The 18839-nt window shown below is 53.4% G+C and carries 20 protein-coding genes and 1 pseudogene; 18 read left to right on the forward strand and 3 right to left on the reverse strand.

The genetic code is table 11. From position 1 onward, the window contains the following. Position 1 precedes the first annotated feature (1 nt). The 14 genes from DXD16_RS00275 (at position 2) to DXD16_RS00340 (ending at position 15654) form a co-directional block, all read left to right on the forward strand. On the forward strand, positions 2 to 751 hold the full coding sequence (locus DXD16_RS00275; RefSeq protein WP_233502540.1) for a sugar transferase: 750 nt from the start codon (positions 2 to 4) through the stop codon (positions 749 to 751). A 41-nt stretch (positions 752 to 792) separates the two neighbouring features. After that, complete coding sequence (locus DXD16_RS00280) at positions 793 to 1437, forward strand: sugar transferase (RefSeq protein WP_117654718.1); 645 nt, start codon at positions 793 to 795, stop codon at positions 1435 to 1437. 2 nt (positions 1438 to 1439) lie between these two features. Next, the gene (locus DXD16_RS00285) at positions 1440 to 2660 is read left to right on the forward strand and encodes a glycosyltransferase family 4 protein (protein ID WP_158551471.1); all 1221 of its coding nucleotides are present in this window, start codon (positions 1440 to 1442) and stop codon (positions 2658 to 2660) included. 17 nt (positions 2661 to 2677) lie between these two features. After that, the gene (locus tag DXD16_RS00290) at positions 2678 to 3895 is read left to right on the forward strand and encodes a nucleotide sugar dehydrogenase (RefSeq protein WP_117654720.1); all 1218 of its coding nucleotides are present in this window, start codon (positions 2678 to 2680) and stop codon (positions 3893 to 3895) included. A 30-nt stretch (positions 3896 to 3925) separates the two neighbouring features. After that, positions 3926 to 5026: a non-hydrolyzing UDP-N-acetylglucosamine 2-epimerase gene (gene wecB, locus DXD16_RS00295; RefSeq protein WP_117654721.1), complete on the forward strand. Its 1101-nt coding sequence runs from the start codon at positions 3926 to 3928 to the stop codon at positions 5024 to 5026. A gap of 47 nt (positions 5027 to 5073) precedes the next feature. Continuing rightward, positions 5074 to 6333: a glycosyltransferase gene (locus DXD16_RS00300; RefSeq protein ID WP_117654722.1), complete on the forward strand. Its 1260-nt coding sequence runs from the start codon at positions 5074 to 5076 to the stop codon at positions 6331 to 6333. Further along, a complete protein-coding gene (locus DXD16_RS00305; RefSeq protein ID WP_117654723.1) occupies positions 6330 to 7403 on the forward strand; it encodes an EpsG family protein in 1074 nt (357 codons plus the stop codon). The genes DXD16_RS00300 and DXD16_RS00305 overlap by 4 nt, the downstream gene beginning before the upstream one ends. A 19-nt stretch (positions 7404 to 7422) precedes the next feature. Then, complete coding sequence (locus DXD16_RS10185; protein ID WP_158551473.1) at positions 7423 to 8679, forward strand: hypothetical protein; 1257 nt, start codon at positions 7423 to 7425, stop codon at positions 8677 to 8679. Next, positions 8651 to 10126 (forward strand): lipopolysaccharide biosynthesis protein, encoded by a 1476-nt coding sequence (locus DXD16_RS00315; protein ID WP_117654725.1) that lies wholly within the window; start codon positions 8651 to 8653, stop codon positions 10124 to 10126. Before DXD16_RS10185 ends, DXD16_RS00315 begins: the two co-directional genes overlap by 29 nt. Positions 10127 to 10201: 75 nt before the next feature. Further along, a complete protein-coding gene (locus tag DXD16_RS00320; RefSeq protein ID WP_117654726.1) occupies positions 10202 to 11332 on the forward strand; it encodes a DegT/DnrJ/EryC1/StrS aminotransferase family protein in 1131 nt (376 codons plus the stop codon). Continuing rightward, the gene (locus DXD16_RS00325) at positions 11329 to 12552 is read left to right on the forward strand and encodes an ATP-grasp domain-containing protein (RefSeq protein WP_117654727.1); all 1224 of its coding nucleotides are present in this window, start codon (positions 11329 to 11331) and stop codon (positions 12550 to 12552) included. The genes DXD16_RS00320 and DXD16_RS00325 overlap by 4 nt, the downstream gene beginning before the upstream one ends. 639 nt (positions 12553 to 13191) lie before the next feature. Further along, on the forward strand, positions 13192 to 14079 hold the full coding sequence (gene rfbA / locus DXD16_RS00330; protein ID WP_117654728.1) for a glucose-1-phosphate thymidylyltransferase RfbA: 888 nt from the start codon (positions 13192 to 13194) through the stop codon (positions 14077 to 14079). Positions 14080 to 14081: 2 nt separating this feature from the next. Then, entirely contained in the window at positions 14082 to 15101 is a 1020-nt protein-coding gene (gene rfbB, locus DXD16_RS00335; protein WP_117654729.1) for a dTDP-glucose 4,6-dehydratase, read from the forward strand. 373 nt (positions 15102 to 15474) lie between these two features. Continuing rightward, positions 15475 to 15654: a hypothetical protein gene (locus DXD16_RS00340; RefSeq protein WP_117654730.1), complete on the forward strand. Its 180-nt coding sequence runs from the start codon at positions 15475 to 15477 to the stop codon at positions 15652 to 15654. A gap of 45 nt (positions 15655 to 15699) precedes the next feature. On the opposite strand, the gene DXD16_RS00345 is transcribed toward DXD16_RS00340, so the two are convergent. From DXD16_RS00345 to DXD16_RS10260, 3 genes and pseudogenes are all read right to left on the reverse strand, one after another. Then, a complete protein-coding gene (locus DXD16_RS00345; protein ID WP_117654731.1) occupies positions 15700 to 16308 on the reverse strand; it encodes a hypothetical protein in 609 nt (202 codons plus the stop codon). Positions 16309 to 16438: 130 nt separating this feature from the next. Then, positions 16439 to 16693, reverse strand: a pseudogene (locus tag DXD16_RS00350) (hypothetical protein); the annotation flags it as partial. 15 nt (positions 16694 to 16708) lie between these two features. Further along, positions 16709 to 16882: a hypothetical protein gene (locus DXD16_RS10260; protein WP_158551475.1), complete on the reverse strand. Its 174-nt coding sequence runs from the start codon at positions 16880 to 16882 to the stop codon at positions 16709 to 16711. A gap of 97 nt (positions 16883 to 16979) precedes the next feature. Here DXD16_RS10260 and DXD16_RS10335 point away from each other — a divergent pair, with 97 nt between their 5' ends. The 4 genes from DXD16_RS10335 to DXD16_RS00365 all read left to right on the forward strand — a co-directional run bounded on the left by DXD16_RS10335 (position 16980) and on the right by DXD16_RS00365 (position 18626). Then, the gene (locus DXD16_RS10335) at positions 16980 to 17156 is read left to right on the forward strand and encodes a hypothetical protein (RefSeq protein ID WP_199408030.1); all 177 of its coding nucleotides are present in this window, start codon (positions 16980 to 16982) and stop codon (positions 17154 to 17156) included. Between the two features lie 69 nt (positions 17157 to 17225). Then, positions 17226 to 17684 (forward strand): Panacea domain-containing protein, encoded by a 459-nt coding sequence (locus tag DXD16_RS00355; protein WP_158551258.1) that lies wholly within the window; start codon positions 17226 to 17228, stop codon positions 17682 to 17684. Continuing rightward, positions 17681 to 17953: a hypothetical protein gene (locus DXD16_RS00360; RefSeq protein ID WP_117654734.1), complete on the forward strand. Its 273-nt coding sequence runs from the start codon at positions 17681 to 17683 to the stop codon at positions 17951 to 17953. Before DXD16_RS00355 ends, DXD16_RS00360 begins: the two co-directional genes overlap by 4 nt. Before the next feature lie 55 nt (positions 17954 to 18008). Next, positions 18009 to 18626 carry a hypothetical protein gene (locus DXD16_RS00365; protein ID WP_147326436.1) on the forward strand — a complete coding sequence of 206 codons (618 nt, stop codon included), beginning with the start codon at positions 18009 to 18011 and terminating at the stop codon, positions 18624 to 18626. The last annotated feature ends 213 nt before the right edge of the window (positions 18627 to 18839 follow it).

Here is an 18839-nt window from a genome sequence, read left to right on the forward strand (position 1 = left end):
CGTGTCGGATAAAACAGAATTTGAAACGGATGCGCCCGCCGGAGCGGCGCTAGTTGCTCTGGCCATGGACCGGCGCGAGGGTGCCGGCCGCAACAAGGCCATGCAATCCATCATGGACTGGGACCGCTCTCGCCTGGCCTACCGGGCCGTCAAGCGCACGTTTGACATCGCTTTCAGCGGTGTCGCGCTTGTCCTCATCGCGATTCCTAGCCTGGTGCTGGCAGCCGCCATCCGCCTGGAGAGCGATGGCAACCCCTTCTACAGCCAGATCCGCGTGGGCCAGACCCACCGCGACGGCAGCCTGTCAACCTTCCGCATGTGGAAGTTCCGCTCCATGTACAGGGACGCCGACGAGCGCCTCGCCGAGCTCAAGGAGCAGAACGAGATCGCCGGCGCCATGTTCAAGATGAGGGAGGACCCGCGCGTCACCAAGATCGGGAAGTTCATCCGCAAACACTCCATCGACGAGTTCCCGCAGTTCCTGAACGTCTTTTTGGGCCAGATGTCCGTCGTCGGCCCGCGTCCGCCGCTGCCCCGGGAGGTTGAGCAGTACACCGAGTACGACCTGCAGCGCCTTGCTGTTAAGCCAGGTATCACCGGCTGGTGGCAAGTTACGGACCGCAACGACACCGACTTTGACGGCATGGTCCGCCGCGATTTGGAGTATATCGCGAAGCGTGGCGTGGCCACCGACTTGAAGATCGTGGCGCTCACAGTCGTCGAAATGATAACGGGGGGGGGTGCCTGCTAGAGGCATTTCCCGAGACTTTTCCGTTGGCGGGGTGCTAGCCCATGCCTAGGAAACCTACCGGGACCCTCTTCTACCGCATATGCAAGAGAACGTTCGATATAGCCTTCAGCGCCGGGTGTGCTGCAGTGCTGGCGATTCCCATGGCCTGTGTCTGCGCCGCGATCTGCGTGGAGTCCCCGGGCTGCCCAGTCTACACGCAGGAGCGCGTGGGCAGGGGAGGCCAGGTGATTCGCGTGCTTAAGCTTCGCAGCATGGTCTCTGATGCAGGTGATGTGCAGAAGTACCTGAGCCCCGAGCAGCTGCACCAGTGGAAGGTGGAGCGCAAGGTCGATAACGACCCACGCATCACAAAGGTGGGCCAGTTCATCCGTAAGTGCTCCATCGACGAGATACCGCAGTTCCTCAACGTGCTCAAGGGCGATCTGTCCGTGATCGGTCCGCGCCCCATCACGCGTGACGAGTTGGAACAGCACTTCTCCGAAGAGGAGAAGGAAGAGCTGCTGAGCGTCACGCCGGGCATTACCGGCCTGTGGCAGGCCACCGACCGCAATGCCGCGACATTTGAAAGCGGCTTGCGACAGAAGATCGAGCTCCGTTATGTGCGGAACCGTTGCTTCCGTATGGATTGGAAATGCTTTACCGGCACTTTCGGTGCAATGTTTGGAAAACACAGGACAGGTCGATAATTTTGAAAATTCTATATTTTACGCAATTCTATAAGCCTGAAAATATTGCTGCCGCATTTCGTGCTTCTGATCACTCTCAAATTTGGGCATCTTTGGGACATGAGATAACTGTATTTACTGGATGGCCAAATTATCCGACCGGGCGTCTCTATGATGGCTATGAAATGACTAAGCTCGCTGTTGAGAATATTGGCGGAGTTCGCATCTTCCGCTCTGCTTCTAAGATTCAGCCAAACACAAGTTTTAAAAAGCGAATTGAAGCAGGCGCTAGTTTCATAATCAACGGACTTAAGAATCTTAAGCACGATTCTCCGGTAGGCACTGATTATGATGTCGTACTTGTAACTTATGGAACGGTCTTTTCTGCTTGGCTTGGGGTTCACTATGCCAAAAAACATGGACTACCTCTAGTAGTTGAATTTCGTGACCTTACTTATAAACAGATGATTGCTACTGGATCTCCGGCTACCAGTTTCAAAGTTAGAGCAATAAAGGCACTTGAGCTATCGTTCTGCAAATCAGCTGATCGCATAGTGGTTCTTACTAAAGGTTTTAGAGACGACCTCGCTGCCGAAGGTGTTGAGCCGTTGAGAATAACGGTTGTCCCAAATGGGGCTGACCTTGTCCCCTGCAACCATGCTTGGAACAACTGTCTTCGCTTTGGCTACTTCGGCACAATGGGCCTATCCCAGGATGTCCCTGTCACTGTAAAGTACATTGGTTCGCTTGCGAAGAAGGGACTAGCTTCTTCTTATCTTTTAATTGGAGAAGGTGCAGCTCGATCTGAAGTTGAATCAGAGCTCACATCGTCTTCTCAGGGCTTTCTCAGGCTTATGCATGGTATGCCGATGAATGAGCTGGAGCGCTATTACGCTGATGTCGATATGACCGTAGTTTCGCTCCAAAAGAGCGACAGCTTTGCTGGAACAATACCTTCCAAGATTTTTCAGTCGTTTGCGCGCGGAGTTCCCGTGCTTTACATAGGTCCAGATGGAGACGCTTCTAACCTAATTCGTGAGAGCGGAGCGGGGATTGTCCTCTGCGGCACCATAGATGAGGATCTTGAAACGCTTGAGTGTTTCGCGTCCCGTTCTGACCTCGCGGAGGAGCTATCGAGAATGAGCACTTCTGCGATCAACTTCATGGAACAAAACTATACACGCAAACGAATGGCAGACCAGATGCTTTTGAGCCTGGTAGGCGCTGTTAAAAACGCTAACTAGAAAAGGAGTAATAACAAATGGTTAACGTTATCGGTCTCGGCTATATCGGCCTGCCCACCGCCCTCATGATGGCTTCCCACGGCGTGGAGGTCGTGGGTACCGACTACAACGAGGAGCTTGTCGCTACTCTCAACGCTGGTAAGACCACCTTCAAGGAGGATGGCCTGGACGAGCTGTTCACCGATGCCCTGAAGGCCGGCATCAAGTTCTCCACTGACTACCAGGTCTGCGACACCTACATCGTCTCGGTTCCCACGCCCTATGATAAGCTCGACAAGAAAATCGACCCGTGCTACGTCGTAGCCGCCTGCAAGACCGTCCTCGAAGTCGCCCCCGAGGGTGCCGTGCTTGTCATCGAGTCCACCGTTTCTCCCAACACCATCGACCGCTTCGTGCGCCCGCTGCTTGTCGAGGCCGGCCGCGGTGACGTCAGGCTCGTCCATGCCCCCGAGCGCATCATCCCGGGCAACATGGTCTACGAGCTGCTTCACAACAACCGCACCATCGGCGCCGACGACCCCGAGGTAGGCGAGGCCGTGGCAAAGGTCTACGCCAGCTTCTGCCGGGGCGAGATCTCCGTCACCGATATCCGCACCGCCGAGATGACCAAGGTCGTCGAGAATACCTTCCGCGCGGTGAACATCGCCTTCTCCAACGAGCTCGCCAAGATCTGCCGTATCGGCGGCATGGACGTCGCCGAGGTCATCCGCATCGCGAACAAGCACCCGCGCGTGAACATCCTCAACCCCGGCCCGGGCGTCGGCGGCCACTGCATCCCGGTCGATCCGTGGTTCCTGGTCGGCGACTACCCCGAGACGGCCAACTTCATCCGCCTCGCCCTGCAGACGAACGCCTCCATGCCCGAGTACGTCATGCACCGGGCCCACGAGGTCATGGCGGAGCGCGGCATCACGGACGCCTCGAAGGTCGGCATCTACGGCCTCACCTACAAGGAGAACGTCGACGACATCCGCGAGTCCCCGACGCTGCAGATGCTCGAGTCCATGTCCGAGCACCTCTGCGCCGGATCCGTCAAGGTCTACGACCCGTGGGTCGAGCGCGATGAGGTTTCCGGTCAGGTCCACTCCATGGAGGAATTCCTTGACGGCTTGGAGATGGTGATCGTGATGGTCGGCCACTCTCAGGTCAAGGACAACCCCGGCATCTTCGGCGACCGTGTTCTCATCGACCCGCGCAACGTCTGTGGCGACGGCGAGAACGTCTACAAGCTCTAGGGCCTAGTGAATCTTCAGGGAGAATCCGGTTTGAAGAAAGTAATGCTCGTCTTCGGCACCCGTCCGGAGGCAATCAAGATGTGCCCGCTTGTGAACGAGCTGAAGGCGCGCGCCGATGAGTTCGAGACCGTCGTCACCGTGACCGGCCAGCACCGTGAGATGCTCGACCAGGTCCTGCGCGTCTTCGACGTGACGCCCGACCACGACCTGGCGATCATGAAGCCGGGCCAGACGCTGTTCGACGTGACGTGCGACGTGCTGCTCAAGCTCAAGGCCATCCTCGAGGACGAGACGCCCGACGTGGTCCTGGTCCACGGCGACACCACGACCAGCTTCGCCGCGGCGCTCGCTTGCTTCTACCTGCAGATCCCCGTGGGGCATGTGGAGGCCGGCCTGCGCACGCACGACATCTACAGCCCCTGGCCGGAGGAGTTCAACCGCCAGGCCGTCGACATCGTGAGCGAGTACTACTTCGCGCCCACGGAGGCCAGCAAGAAGAACCTCCTCGCCGAGGGCAAACCCGAGTCCGGGATCTGGGTCACCGGCAACACCGGCATCGACGCCCTGCGCACCACCGTGCGCGAGGGCTACTCCCACCCCGAGCTCGATTGGGCTGAGGGCTCCCGCCTCATCCTCATCACGGCGCATCGCCGCGAGAACTTGGGTGAGCCCATGCACCGCATGTTCCGCGCCATCCGCCGCGTGATGGAGGAATACCCCGACACCAAGGCGATCTACCCCATCCACATGAACCCGCTCGTCCGCAAGGCCGCCCACGAGGAGCTTGACGGCTTCGACCGCCTGCACATCATCGACCCGCTCGAGGTGCTCGACTTCCACAACTTCATGGCCGCGAGCCACCTCATCCTCACTGACTCGGGCGGCATCCAGGAGGAGGCCCCGAGCCTGGGCAAGCCGGTGCTCGTCATGCGAGACACCACTGAGCGCCCCGAGGGCGTGGCGGCCGGCACGCTGAAGCTCGTCGGCACCGAGGAGGACGTCATCTACCGCGAGTTCAGCCGTCTGCTCAGCGATCAGGCCGAGTACGAGGCTATGAGTCACGCCTCGAATCCTTACGGCGATGGGTATGCGAGCGAGCGAATCGCCGATGTGCTGGTGTTAAATTGCTAGTACCTTGTAATAAAGATTATGGCTCGTTGAAAGGCGATACGCTATTAATGCTCACCAAGCATTTTCCCTTTAACGACGGCGCCACTCCAGCCGAGTCATATCTTGAAACAGAAATAAAATTCATAGCGCCTCATTTTGCTTCAGTGGTAATTGTTGCCACTGAAGCGTCTTCATCCGCAGTGCAGATTCAGAATACTCCCGAAAATGTTATATCGCTTGCTCTCGGATTCCCCCAGACTCTTATCGAAAAATGCTTCTGTTTGATTGAGGGGCTTATCAGCTTGAGGCTTAAGCAGATTACTGCCGATGCCGTCAAAACTGACAGTTTGTTTTCAGTTGATCAACATCTTTTCCAACGGTATTACGTTGGAAAAGCTTTTAGAAAATGGAAGGCACTGAAGGGCCAGCTTGAGATTCGTGAAATCATTCCAACCAACGTTTATAGCTTCTGGTTTCACGATACTGCACTTATTGCCTGCTGGTTGAAGCAAAAGCATTCATGTCAGTCGGCAATAGCACGTGCACACAGATATGACCTCTACCACGACCGTACACGCTGCAATTATCTTCCATGTAGGTATTATCAACTTTCTTGCTTGGATACTGTAATTCCGTGCTCCGAGGATGGAACTTTGTATCTTAAGAAAACATATCCTGCCTTTACCGAGAAGATAAGGACAGGTTATTTAGGAACCTGTTGGCTCCCCGATATGTCCAGTGAAAATAGGGGTGCTTCTTTTAAAATAGTATCCTGCTCTGCTGTAACCGACGTCAAGCGTGTGTCCTTGCTTGCTAAGGCGTTAATGTTGCTTGACGCAAGGGGATTTGAGATTGAATGGACTCATTACGGCGATGGGCCCAAATTGGCTGAAGTCAAAGAAATTGCAAAGCATTTCAACAAAATAAGCAGTTGTTTCGTTGGAAACATCGCAAATAAACAGCTGTTACGCGAATATCGTGAGAATCATTTCGATCTCTTCATAAATGTTTCAGTTAGCGAAGGACTGCCCATATCAATTATGGAGGCGAGTGGCCATGGAATTCCTGTTTTGGCCACTGACGTTGGGGGTACACATGAAATTGTATCCGATGGTTTTAATGGAATGCTAATACCCGAGCAGAGCAGTGCCGAGGATATTGCTGCTTCAATTCTGCAGTTCCTTAATATGAATGATGAAGATTACTCCCTCATGAGGGCTGCTGCGCGCAAACAATGGAAAACCAAATTCCAAACAAATTGCAATGCTCGAATTCTAATCGATGCGCTTTTTTCACCCCAGATCTCTCTGGATGGTGAATCTAAATGATTGTTTTATTGGCCAACTCTATTCTGATATTACTATTTGCCACCATCTTCTATAGAAGTCCAAAGGCGGCATGCTTCATATGCGGACTTCAAGCTTTCCTTATCTTGGCAATGAGAAGCGAGTTTTATGGCGCAGACGCTCTTTATTACTACAACGGCTATCATTTAATTTCAGGATATAGTTTTGAAGGTATATGCTCGGTTTTAAGCTCTTCTCCAATTAAGGTTGCAAGCTTACCGTATCCTTATGCGTACGAGAATGGTTGGGTCATTGTGAACTGGCTATTCTCCCATATAGGCTTTACTTATAGACAGTTCATCATTGTTCTATCGGGATTAACATCTTTTTCGCTTTCGTTTTTCGCGTATAGATATTCAAAAAAACCTGGCTATTCCATTTTTATTGCAACTTGTTTAATTTTCTATCTCTATTCTTTCTACGTTCTTCGTCAGACCCTCGCCTTCTGTGTCTGTCTGTTTGCAAGTAAATATTTATTAGAGAGAAAACCAGGTAAGTTCTTCATACTTCTGCTGCTCGCTATCTCATTCCATAGAAGTGCAGCCATCTTTGCCGTTCTATACCCATTCGTCAATCGTCCTGTAACTAAAAACACCATTGAAAAGTCTTTAGTTGCTTGTGTTGTTTTAATATTGGTATCCGCTTTCTTCTTACCAAACATAATGCCACGAGTGCTTGCTTTATTTGGTAAATCGCATTATGCGCTTTCCTTCAAGTTTAATAACCTTCTTATGCTTCAATTACTTACCGTCGGTTGCTTACTGTTTTTCGATATAGATAAATTAACTAAAAGTAAGACGACTTCCATTGCTATCTGGTCTTCGATATTAAGCATGCTTTTGTACTCACTGTTTTTAAGTAATGAGGTAATGGCTAGGGCTATCGAATATGTTTGGGTGTTCGTAATCGCCTTGATACCGGCAATTCTTGAAGAGCTTGAGAAGCATCAACAATTGATAGCTTATATGGGAATATCTCTCTTATTGCTCATTTACCTTGCACATCAAATCCAGGGAACGACTTTCGATCCATATTTGTTTGCCTCTTTTTAACAATATTGGAGATCAAGAAATGAAATGTTTGGTAATTGATCGACCGTATATGGGTATCGGCGGTATCGAAAACATACAAATACAGCTACTTAAATATTGTATCGATCAAGGATATCGTGTTATTTGGCTTACAACCAAGGAGCATGAAAAATCTTCCGCCTATAAAAACATTACAGATGCTCCTGAGGTTGAAAAGCATTATCTGAAGCGGACGCCCTTTGGACCAATATATCCCTCACTTAAATTTGCTGATGATGAAGATGCTGTCGTCCTTACAACTGATTTGCTTCGCTACTGCATTTCCCAACATGTGATGAAGGATTGGCAGTGCCATACTGTATCTCATTTACTTACTATTCCTCACTTTAAAGGCGGCGCCGTTCTGCCTGAAACATGTCTACGCTCCGGTCGTACTCGTGAACGCTGGAGACTGCGACTTTCAAATGCTGCCAAGTGGATTGATCGAACGGGAAATCTTATAGGGTTCAGCGACATTCACCTTACGGCTTATGAGAAGGAATATGGAATAAACGTAGCCAATAAAGAGTCAAAGGTCTTAAAAGCCATATTTCCACTGGATGCACCAGCGGATGAAATCATAGAAAAAAAGGCAAAAAGCCGGAGGGATAAATTTAATATCATCACTTGCGCTCGTTTCGATTTCCCGCATAAGGGATACATGCTTGGTCTGATAAAAGCATTCAGCGACATATATGAACGACATCCGGAAGCGAGACTTTTCATTGTCGGATACGGGCAAGGGGAGAAGCAGGTTAAGGATGCTCTCTCACGTCTTCCCGAACCGGCTCGTTCTCAAGTTGTGCTTACGGGTCCTTTATCGCCAGAGCAGCTCAAGACTAAAATGCTTTCCTGTCATCTTAACGTCGGAGTTGCTGGTTCGTTATGGAGGGGGGCTGAATGCGCCCTACCGTCTATTTGCATGCGCCACTACACGTATGAGTGCGAGGGATATGGCTTCATTGATGATGTTGGAGACATCATGTCCGATTCTGCAGGATTTAATGTTGTTCCACTTATCGAAAATGTAATCAAAATGGATGACAGCGCGTACATAGAGAAATCTATTAAAAGTTTCAACGCAGCTCAATCGCAGATCGATGTCGACCCTGAATTTGTGTTTAAGCTACCTGCCACCAATCTTGATACGTTTCCACTGTCTGAACTTGAGGCAAGAGGCATGTTCTTTCAGCGTTTGTTATTAGAGAGAATTTGCAAAAGATCTATGTATGAGGACCAACTTAATGCAAGTAAATAATTTGAAGGGTGCAACAGTAAGTGCCTTATTCTGGAAGGTGTTTGAAAAAGGCGGGCGTGCCGTAGTTGAACTTGCTATCCAAGTTGTAATGGCAAGGCTTCTTTCACCTAAGGAATTTGGCGCACTCGCAATAATGCTTGTATTTGTTAATGTGGGCAATGTGATTGTTACGTCTGGTCTCAATACTGCACTGGTACAGGCTGAAGAGATTGATGAGACTGATTTATCAACTGTATTCTGGCTAAGTTTTACCGTATCAGCAGTTTTATTTACGTTAGTATTTTTTTCCGCTCCTGCAATTGCAACTTTTTACGCCCTGCCAAACATCGTCTGGCCTCTTCGTGTCCTTGGATTCTTATTGCTAGTCACTGCTTTCAACTCGGTGCAAGTTGCAATAGTTCAACGTGAACTTGAATTTCGTAAGGTATTTAACGCCACTATAGGTGCAGTTATCGTTTCTGGCATTCTCGGCATAGGAGCTGCTTTTGCCGAAGCTGGGCTGTGGGCACTTGTGTTACAGCAACTCGTCTACCAAGTTGTTAATTGCTTCGTTCTCTGGCTTCAGGCTAGATGGGTTCCAAGTTTTGTATTTAACAAGCGGAAAGCCTACAAACATTTTGGATTCAGTTGGAAGCTCCTCATTTCCGGCTTACTTGAACAGGGTTACCAATCACTATCTGATTTAATAATTGGCAAGCAATTTAGTGCTTCAAATCTTGGTTTAGTATCACAGGGAAAAAAGTACCCTCAAGCATTGGGATCCGTGCTTGATGGGGCAATTCAGCCAGTGATGTTATCAGCAGTTTCGCGTGTACAAAACAACGCCTCCTACGTAAAAAGGCTCGTGCGAAGAGCATTAAAAACCTCGACCTTCCTTATCGTTCCTTCCATGACGTTATTTGCTGTGGCTGCCGAGCCGATAGTCGGGGTTCTTTTGGGCCCAAAATGGTTGTTCTGTGTTCCATTCCTGCGAATGTACTGCTTCATCTATGCCTTACTGCCAATTCACACGACAAATCTTCAGGCATTAAATGGCATGGGGCGATCTGATTTATTTCTTGAACTTGAACTAGTAAAAAAGGCTTATGGCATCTGCTTCATTTTGTTTGCGGCGTTTGTGCTAAACGATATTTACCTAATGGTCGCCATGTATATGATTACCGGCATCATTTCAACGTTTGTTAACGCATATCCTAACAAACGTGTTATCGGGTATTCCTATTCTGAGCAATTGCGTGATATCGCTCCTGCATTTGTAATCTCTGCAATTGCAGGAGGGTTTGCGCTGTTTTGTGGCTCATTTACTGCCCTCCCTGCACTTCAGATTCTTGCCGAAATTGCCGCAATGGCGATTGCCTATTTTGGTATTGCTGCCATTTTTAAACTTGAAGCATTTGAGTACCTCATCAATACCGCCAAGGATTTCTTGGGTGCAAAACGTCGTTAAAGACGTTGCGTCAATACTGTAACCGTTTTAGCCATCGTTCTTTGAAAGCTGCATAGCGAAGGGAAGGTACCTGATATGGGTAACCGCATTCTTGTCACACGATCATCCATGCCTCCTATGGAGGAATACTTTGAAGAAGTCGCGCCTCTTTGGGAAAGCCATTGGCTTACCAATATGGGTGTTGAGCATAAGAAGCTCGAGGCAGACCTCAAGGAGCGTTTGGGGATCGACAACCTTGCTCTGTTCACTAATGGTCACAATGCTTTAGAGTGCATCCTCGAGGCCATGGCTCTTCCGACCGGCGGAGAGGTCATCACTACACCGTTCACCTTTGCCTCGACCACTCACGCTATAGTCCGAAAGGGACTTACTCCCGTATTTGCCGACGTGAATCCCGTGAATCTAACGTTGGATCCCGAGAGCATTGAACGATTAATCACCCCGCGCACCTGCGCCATCGTGCCTGTGCATGTTTACGGCAATCTTTGCGATGTTGATACTATCCAGGAGATCGCTGACCGTCACGGGCTTAAGGTCATCTATGATGCTGCCCATGCCTTCGGCGTCGAGCGCGTGAACGAAGACGGAAGCAGCGATAGCGCGGCGTCTTTCGGCGATGCAGCCATGTTCAGCTTCCATGCGACCAAGGTATTCAACACCATCGAAGGTGGTTGCGTCTGTTTCAAGAACGAGGATCTGTATCCGCTGCTCAACCAATGGAAGAACTTCGGCATCACGGGACCCGAGGACGTCGAGTACGTCGGTGGCAATGCCAAGATGAATGAGTTCTGCGCGGCTATGGGCGTCTGCAATCTTCGTCACCTGGACGCCGAGATCGGCAAGCGCAAGACCGTTGCTGAGCGTTATTGGGACAACCTTGAAGGCACAGCCGGCGTGACCGTTTTCCGTCCCGCCAAGAACATCCGCCACAACTATGCGTACCTTCCCGTGTTGTTCGATCCGAGTGTCTTCGGCGCCACTCGCGATGACGTTTTCGATGCCTTGGACAAGGCTGGCGTCGGCGCGCGCAAATACTTCTATCCGTTGGTCAACGATTACGCTTGCTATAGAAGCGTGTACTCCAGCGACCGCACTCCAGTTGCTAAGAAGGCGGCATCCCAAGTGATCACGCTGCCCATGTACGCCGATCTTGCATTGGAAGACGTTGATCGCATCAGCAATATTGTGCTGGGGTGCGCACGATGAGTGTTTCCAAGAAATCAATCCTGATGTTGGGTGGCTCACGCCAACAAGTTGTTGCCATAGAGAAAGCGAAGGCACTGGGGTTTCGCACGGTGCTCTGCGACTATCTACCGGATAATCCTGGGCAGTTTGTGGCCGACACTTTCTACCAAGCAAGTACCACCGACCGCGAGCTGATGCTCAAAATAGCTCGAAAAGAAGACGTTTCGGGCGTACTTGCCTACAGCAGCGATCCAGCTTCCCCTACGGCGGGGTACGTCGCAGAGGCAATGGGGCTGCCTACCAACCCTTTGAAGGCAATCGTAACCATGTCGGAGAAGCACCTGTTCCGGACTTTTCTCAAAAAGGCTGGGCTTCCGTGCCCTCAGACGGCTTCGTTTTCAAGAAACGCCACCATTGAGGAAGTATCGCACCTTGTGGAGGGTTTCAGGTTCCCCATCGTTGTTAAACCAACAGATTCTTCTGGCTCTAAGGGAGTAAGCGTACTTAATGACCTTTCTGAGCTCAGTAGGGCAATTGATCACGCCGGCGATTTTTCGCGTAACGGGACGCTGATTTGTGAAGAGTATATTAGAAAGACATTCCCTTATGTGATCGGCGGAGACATATTTGTTGTTGACGGCAAGGTGCATTTTTGGGGTCTTATGTCTTGCTTGCGTGACGAGGGCTTGGGTGGTCTTGTTCCTGTCGGCAAAAAAATACCTTCCGGGCTTTCTGCTGACGAAAATAGCGCTGTGAAAGACGTTCTTCAGCGGCTCGTGACAGCTCTGGGTGTGCGCTTCGGGGAGCTTAACGTTGAAGTCATCTTGGGCGAGGACGGGGTGCCCTATGTGCTGGAACTGGGAAGCCGTGCGGGCGGAAACATGATTCCCGTGCAGCTTTCTGATGCGAGCGGCATCGACCTCGTGGGCGCCAATGTTCTCTGCGCAATGGGGGAGAATCCTGGGGACATCTCTTGGGATTCCTCTATATGCGAGGGTGCTTACGCGACTTATGTGCTGCACTCGAGCGTGGACGGAGTATTCAGGGGTATTGCGAACTCAGTTGCCATTAGACCTCACATGTATCGCAGTGTCATCTATAAGCAGCCTGGTGAATCTGTCGAAGCGTTTGACGGCGCCAACAAGGCACTGGGCATCGAGTTCCTCCGCTTCGACGGGGGAGCGGAGATGAACGGGTTTCTAAGCAGCATCGGCAATCATATATGGGCTGAGATAGAGTAGTCATAACATGAACAATATCGTGCTCATAAGCGTTATCACATACTGCCACTAGCTCCTCGACTCTGAGCCTGGATAGGGATGAATCGACCTACGATGGGGCTTCAACTGAGTACGGCTTCATTGATTTCCTAGGGAATTTAGGACGAGACGGAATTGAACGGGTTCAGAGGCCTTGGATGTTGCAAAAAGGGTCTGTCTTTTTGGCTAGTGCGTTTGCAAGATGTCAGTGCGATTGCCAACTAATTAGTTGGCACCAGACCAGCTACGACGCTTATCTAGCCAGGTTGTGTTGAATTTCTCGACGATGCAGATTATCGAGATCGACGGACTGGTTGTCGACCACATTTCACTTTACGACAATAACGCCATCACAAGCTACGGTTATTAAGCTTGTGATGGCTGTAGTTGAGTTCAAGAAACTCGGTCTAAGCGTGAAGCTGCACGCAAGGTACGAAGCCAAGCGTAAGAGACGGGCATGAAATCCAATGGCCTTGACAGGTAATGAGAGGCAACGAAAACGTTTAAATTTTGCACATACCGTGCGACTTCCTGGTTTATAGGAAGACGGAGACCGGCTGGTTTATGGAATGACTTCTCAGCCAGGCCGAATAATCATACAAAAGAAAGAACGGTTGGCTAATGAAGGGCATAATTCTCGCAGGTGGATCAGGGACCCGGCTGCACCCCATAACAAAATCGGTGAGCAAGCAGCTGCTGCCGATTTACGACAAGCCTCTGGTATACTACCCACTCTCAGTGCTGATGCTCGCCGGTATTCGAGAAGTGCTTGTCATCTCGACGCCGCGTGACCTCCCAGCGTTCAAGGAACTTCTCGGCAACGGTACTGAGTTGGGCATGCGCTTAGAGTATGCCGAGCAACCCGAGCCTCGCGGCTTAGCTGAAGCTTTTACCATCGGACGTGACTTTCTTGCTGGTGAGCCGTGTGCGCTGGTTCTGGGTGACAACATGTTCCATGGTCAAGACCTCACTCGCGTGCTTACACGCGCAAAGGATAAGGTGGAATGCCATGGCGGGGCCGTTGTATTTGGATACCCCGTGCAGGACGCCAGGGCCTTCGGTGTGGTGGAGTTCGATAAGAATCATCGTGTGGTTGGCATCGAGGAAAAGCCCGAGGTTCCGAAGTCGAACTACGCAGTACCGGGTCTGTATTTCTATGATGGACAAGTTTCCGACATCGCGGCAAATGTTAAACCAAGCGCGCGCGGCGAGCTGGAGATCACGAGCATCAACAATGCCTATCTAGAACAAGGTCAACTGTCGGTCGAGCTGATGGGCCGGGGCATGGCGTGGCTGGATACGGGCACGCCAGAAGGTCTTTTGAAGGCCGCCGAGTACGTGGAGGCCGTGCAGAGCCGCCAGGGGTATTACATTGCGTGCCTGGAAGAAATCGCTTATCGCCGCGGTTTTATCGGCCATGATCAGTTGTACGAACTTGGCGAAGCGCTGAAGAAGACTGCGTATGGTAAGTATCTTTTGAATGTCGCAAACGAGGCAAAGAGGGGGTAAATATGTCTGAGATTTTTGAACCCAAGAACATCATCGTCACGGGCGGCTGCGGCTTCATCGGCAGCAACTTCGTGCACTACGTGGTCGACAACCACCCCGATGTGCACGTTACCGTCCTGGACAAGCTGACCTACGCCGGCAACCCCGAGAACATCGCCGGCCTGCCGGCGGACCGCGTGGAGCTCGTCGTCGGCGACATCTGCGACGCCGGGCTGCTGGACAGGCTCGTCCCGGGCCACGACGCGATCGTGCACTACGCCGCCGAGAGCCACAACGACAACTCCATCGCCGACCCGGAGCCGTTCCTGCGCACCAACGTCGAGGGCACCTTCCGCCTGCTGGAGGCCGTCCGCAAATACGGCGTCCGCTACCACCACGTCTCCACCGACGAGGTCTACGGCGACCTGGCGCTCGACGACCCCGCCAAGTTCACCGAGGAGACGCCGTATAAGCCGAGCTCACCGTACAGCTCGACCAAGGCCAGCTCCGACATGCTCGTGCGCGCCTGGACCCGCACCTACGGCCTACGGACAACGATCTCCAACTGCTCCAACAACTACGGCCCCTACCAGCACGTTGAGAAGTTCATCCCCAGGCAGATCACCAACATCGTCGACGGCGTGCGCCCCAAGCTCTACGGCCGCGGCGAGAACGTCCGCGACTGGATCCACACCGAGGACCACTCCTCGGCCGTCTGGGACATCCTCACCAAGGGCCGCACGGGGGAGACCTACCTCATCGGGGCCAATGGGGAGAAGAACAACATCACCGTGCTCCGAATGATCCTGGAGGCGATGGGCCGCGACCCCGAGGACTTCGACTGGGTCGCCGACCGCCCCGGCCACGACCGCCGCTACGCCATCGACTCGACCAAGCTCCAGCGCGAGCTCGGCTGGACGCCTGCGCACACCGACTTCGCCGAGGGCCTCAAGGCCACCATCGACTGGTACGTGGAGAACGAGTCCTGGTGGCGCCCGGCCAAGGAGGCCACCGAGGCCAGGTACAGGGCGCAGGGGCAGTAGAGGTAGCAGCCCTTGCGAAACAAAGCGGGGTCCCGGACTAGCGCTCCGGACCCCGCTTTGTTTAGTGCGCAGTTGGCCGAATGTGTCCCTGAATGGCGGTTGGTTGGTGGAGCGTCGTGCGTCGTGTATTGTATTTCTTGCGCCTTTGCTTGTGGCCTTCCTCGCCATAAATACTGTGGTGATGCTATTCACCCAGTTGTACGCCTACGCGGACGAGCCCGGCGGGGACGTATACCTGCACGGCGATCTGATCTGGTGCGGCGAAACGCCCGAATGCAAGCAGTCGATGGCCATGTGCCGCGCAAGGTGGGGCTGCAGGTGAGGCTCGTGCCCAAGAGCAACACGAGGCGGCTCTCCTACGAGTGCTGGCAGGGTGCGCAAAATCTGCATCGACCCGGTGCGCTGCCCGCTGGCGCATGAGAAGTCCAGGCTCAAGAAGTACGACCACGACCACGACTGCGACGGGACGTGGCTTGAGGGCATCCCCGACGGCAACGACCACTCGATCGAAGCAGTGAGGTTCGCAATTATGGACGACATCTTGCGTGGGTGAGGGCGCAGCGTGCTGCTTCTCCTCGCCACTGAAAGGCGCTAAAGGTTAATCTGCTGTCTTCTCCGTTGTCTTAGGATCAGCCTCCTCGCCCTGCTCGTCAGATACTCCCTTGAACTTCGCCATAACGTTTTTCTTTGTCTTGACAATCTTTGGACGCGCGGTCTCACGCCACCATTTTTCGACATGAGGCTTTGCCGCCTGAGCACCTTTCACCGCCAGAAAGCTAACGGCAATTACGGTAATCGCAGCAGCCGCCACCTTGCCACCGTTCGAATCGGAGGCATCATTGCCATCGCGCTGGCCGTCATCAAGACTGTCATCGCCATTTGCCGCAAGCGATGCCTCCCACTCTTCTCTCTGCCTTTTCTTTTCGGCGCGATTGGCTGCAACCGAATCGGAAAGCTCACGTCTGCGTTCCGGGGAAAGCGGGCCAATTTCATTGAGGATTTCCTCTTTCCATGACGTGGAAACATAGCCAGCATGATTAGGGCTTCCGGTTTCCCAGTGCCTCTGCGTGGCATAAGGACGCCCCTTCTCGGTGACCCTATAATCTCCAGGTTCGCCTTCGAGGTAGCCTTCTTCCTTCAGCCAGACATTCACCTCCTCTGCGTTAAGCCCAACATCCCGCCCCAAGCATCTTGCTGACTTACGCATCGCAAGCCCCTTTCGCTTATCAACAGTATGGTAGTGTCGCGAATCATGATGTAGGGCTCGGTTCTCGAGGGTGGCCACAGGCTGCCCGAGGAACCGAGAATCATCTAGAATGCCGTCATTCTAGCCTATGTCACGCCGCCTTCCTGCCGACAACGGGGTTACCGGCCGCGACGAGTGCGATGATCCCGGCCGCGTGCTCGGCGGCAGGGCCCTCGTAGGCAGGCGCGTTCACCTTGGCGCCCTCGACGGCCCTGCCGATGGGGTCTTCGTTGAACTGGCGGCGTCCGGCCCAGCCCTCGTCCATCTCTGAGAACACCGCTCCCATCATCCTGATGAGCGACTTCCTGCTGGGGAAGACCTGCACCACGCAGCCGCGGCGCTTGGGCTCGCGGTTGGCGCGCTACTGCACGTTGTTGGTGCGAAGTCTCACGTGGTGCTCGTAGGGGAAGTCGAGGTAGGCCAGCGCGTCGGCCTCGGCCTCTTCGAGCGCCTCGGACGCCTTGGGGCAGAACCCCTCGATCTGCTCGGTGGTCAGCTGGGTGCTCGAGTCCGGGCTCGCCGACCGCAGGGCCACGCGCGCCATTAGCGAGGGATGTGGTGATCGCGAGATACACGGTAGCGACCTTGGGCGCATGTGCGCGCTTCTGCAGGTTCGAGCGGAAGGAGATGAAGTGATTGGCGAAGACGTGAAATGGGCGTTGGGCATTGCGGTCACGGCGCTCGTGCTCATGGCGTTCCTGCTGCACGTGCCGTTCGTCCTAGTGCTGGGGCCGTGGAGGACTAGGGGGCGCGTCCGAGACCGGAACCCCCGCTGGAGGGACCGTCCGTTTTTTGTCCGGGCGAGCTGAGATGCTTTTATCACGATAAGCGCAGATGGGAAGCACATCACTGGTATGATTTGGGAAAGGAGGAAACAGATGAAAGTCCAAATCGGGACAGAGTACTGTGCGATGGAAATCGCCGAGTACGCCGTCAGCAGGCGATATCGCCACGACACGCCAATCAGCAATCTTCAGCTCCAGAAGATTCTTTACTTCCTGCAAGTCATACACGCGAGCGAGACCGGCGAGCTGCTATTCGCCGACCAGTTTGAGGCATGGCCCTACGGCCCGGTCATCAGAGATGTCTACGTTAAGTTCTCTGACTGCGGCGGCTTCCCGATAAAACGCGAGTTCGACACCGAGATAAATGATTCCATCCGCCCGTTTCTGGATGCGGGGGTGGACATGCTCGCCGAGAAATCCCCATGGGAGCTCGTCAGGATCTCACACGCCGAGGGGTCTCCGTGGGACGTCATCTACAACCAGAAGCGCCTACACAAGGGAATCATCCCAAATGAATTGATCATGCAGTGCGCTAGCGAGGTCTCTGAGTGACCGAGCAAGACTACGCAAAGGCGGCCGAAAACTTCGAAAGGGCCCTCTCTCTGCTCACCAGCAAGATTGGGACTCTTTCGAAGCCACCCCTGAAAGTTCCCCCAATAAACGCAGGCAGCGACGACGCAGAGAAACGCAAGGCTCTCCGCGACATGCTCGAATCCCTCGCCAGCACGGATGATGCTGCGGTGCTCTCCCAGGATGACATCCGCCGAGCCTCGAACTTCTTCGTAAAGCTATATGGGGGGGAGCGAGCCCTATCGCCATAGATATGCCGACATCTGCGACCTGGTATTCAATGCACTCGGGCAGTCCCCTGGGGACTTGGACGAAGGGGTCCCCTATTCGGTCAACTGCCTCGCCGAGAACATTCGCATCATCCATGACAACCTGACGAAACATGGATTTTGTGACCAGGCGAAAAGTGTCCTCAAACTCGCCGACCACATCGACCTGGAAAAGACGAGGCTGAGCCACGACATCGAACAGCAGCAGGCCATGCGCACATTCAAAGCGGCAATCGCCGAAGTGAAAGCGGAAAGGGACGAGGCGGACCAGAAACGCGCAGAGCTGGAAAGGGAGTTCGACGAGCGCCTCGACAAGACGAGGATGGAGTACATCGCGATCCTCGGCGTGTTCGCGGCGGTCGTGCTCGCCTTCAACGGCGGCGTCGGGTTCTCGACCTCCGCGATGGGCGCGCTCGGCATCGACGGCGGCATACGCGCCATCGTGCTCCTCGCCGCGCTCGTGGGCTTCGTGCTCATCAACACGGTCTGCATCCTGCTGGTCTTCATCTGGAAGATGTCCTTCAACCATCGGAATGTCGAGCTGGGAAAATGGCCGAGGAACTGTCTGATCGCCGCAGACGTCGTCCTCGTGGCCATCATGGCTGCGATGATGGCGCTCTCCCACCCTGGACTCAGGGGGCTCATCGGGCTGTAGCCCGAACGCCATGCCGAGGGCCGTCCTCCGGGGCGGCCCTCGGCATGGCGACACGTCTAGGAACATAGCCGTGCGGTCATCCTCCGCCGCACGGGACACTGGGGAGCCGTCCTTCGGGTCGGCTTCCTGCTTTTCGCGGCGGGGCGAGATTGATTGGATGTGGCGCTTGGACGCCGGCGAGCCGATGGCGAAGGTAGTGTCGCGATTGTTGGT

It is taken from the genome of Collinsella sp. TF11-5AC, assembly GCF_003436775.1.
Taxonomy (GTDB): domain Bacteria; phylum Actinomycetota; class Coriobacteriia; order Coriobacteriales; family Coriobacteriaceae; genus Collinsella.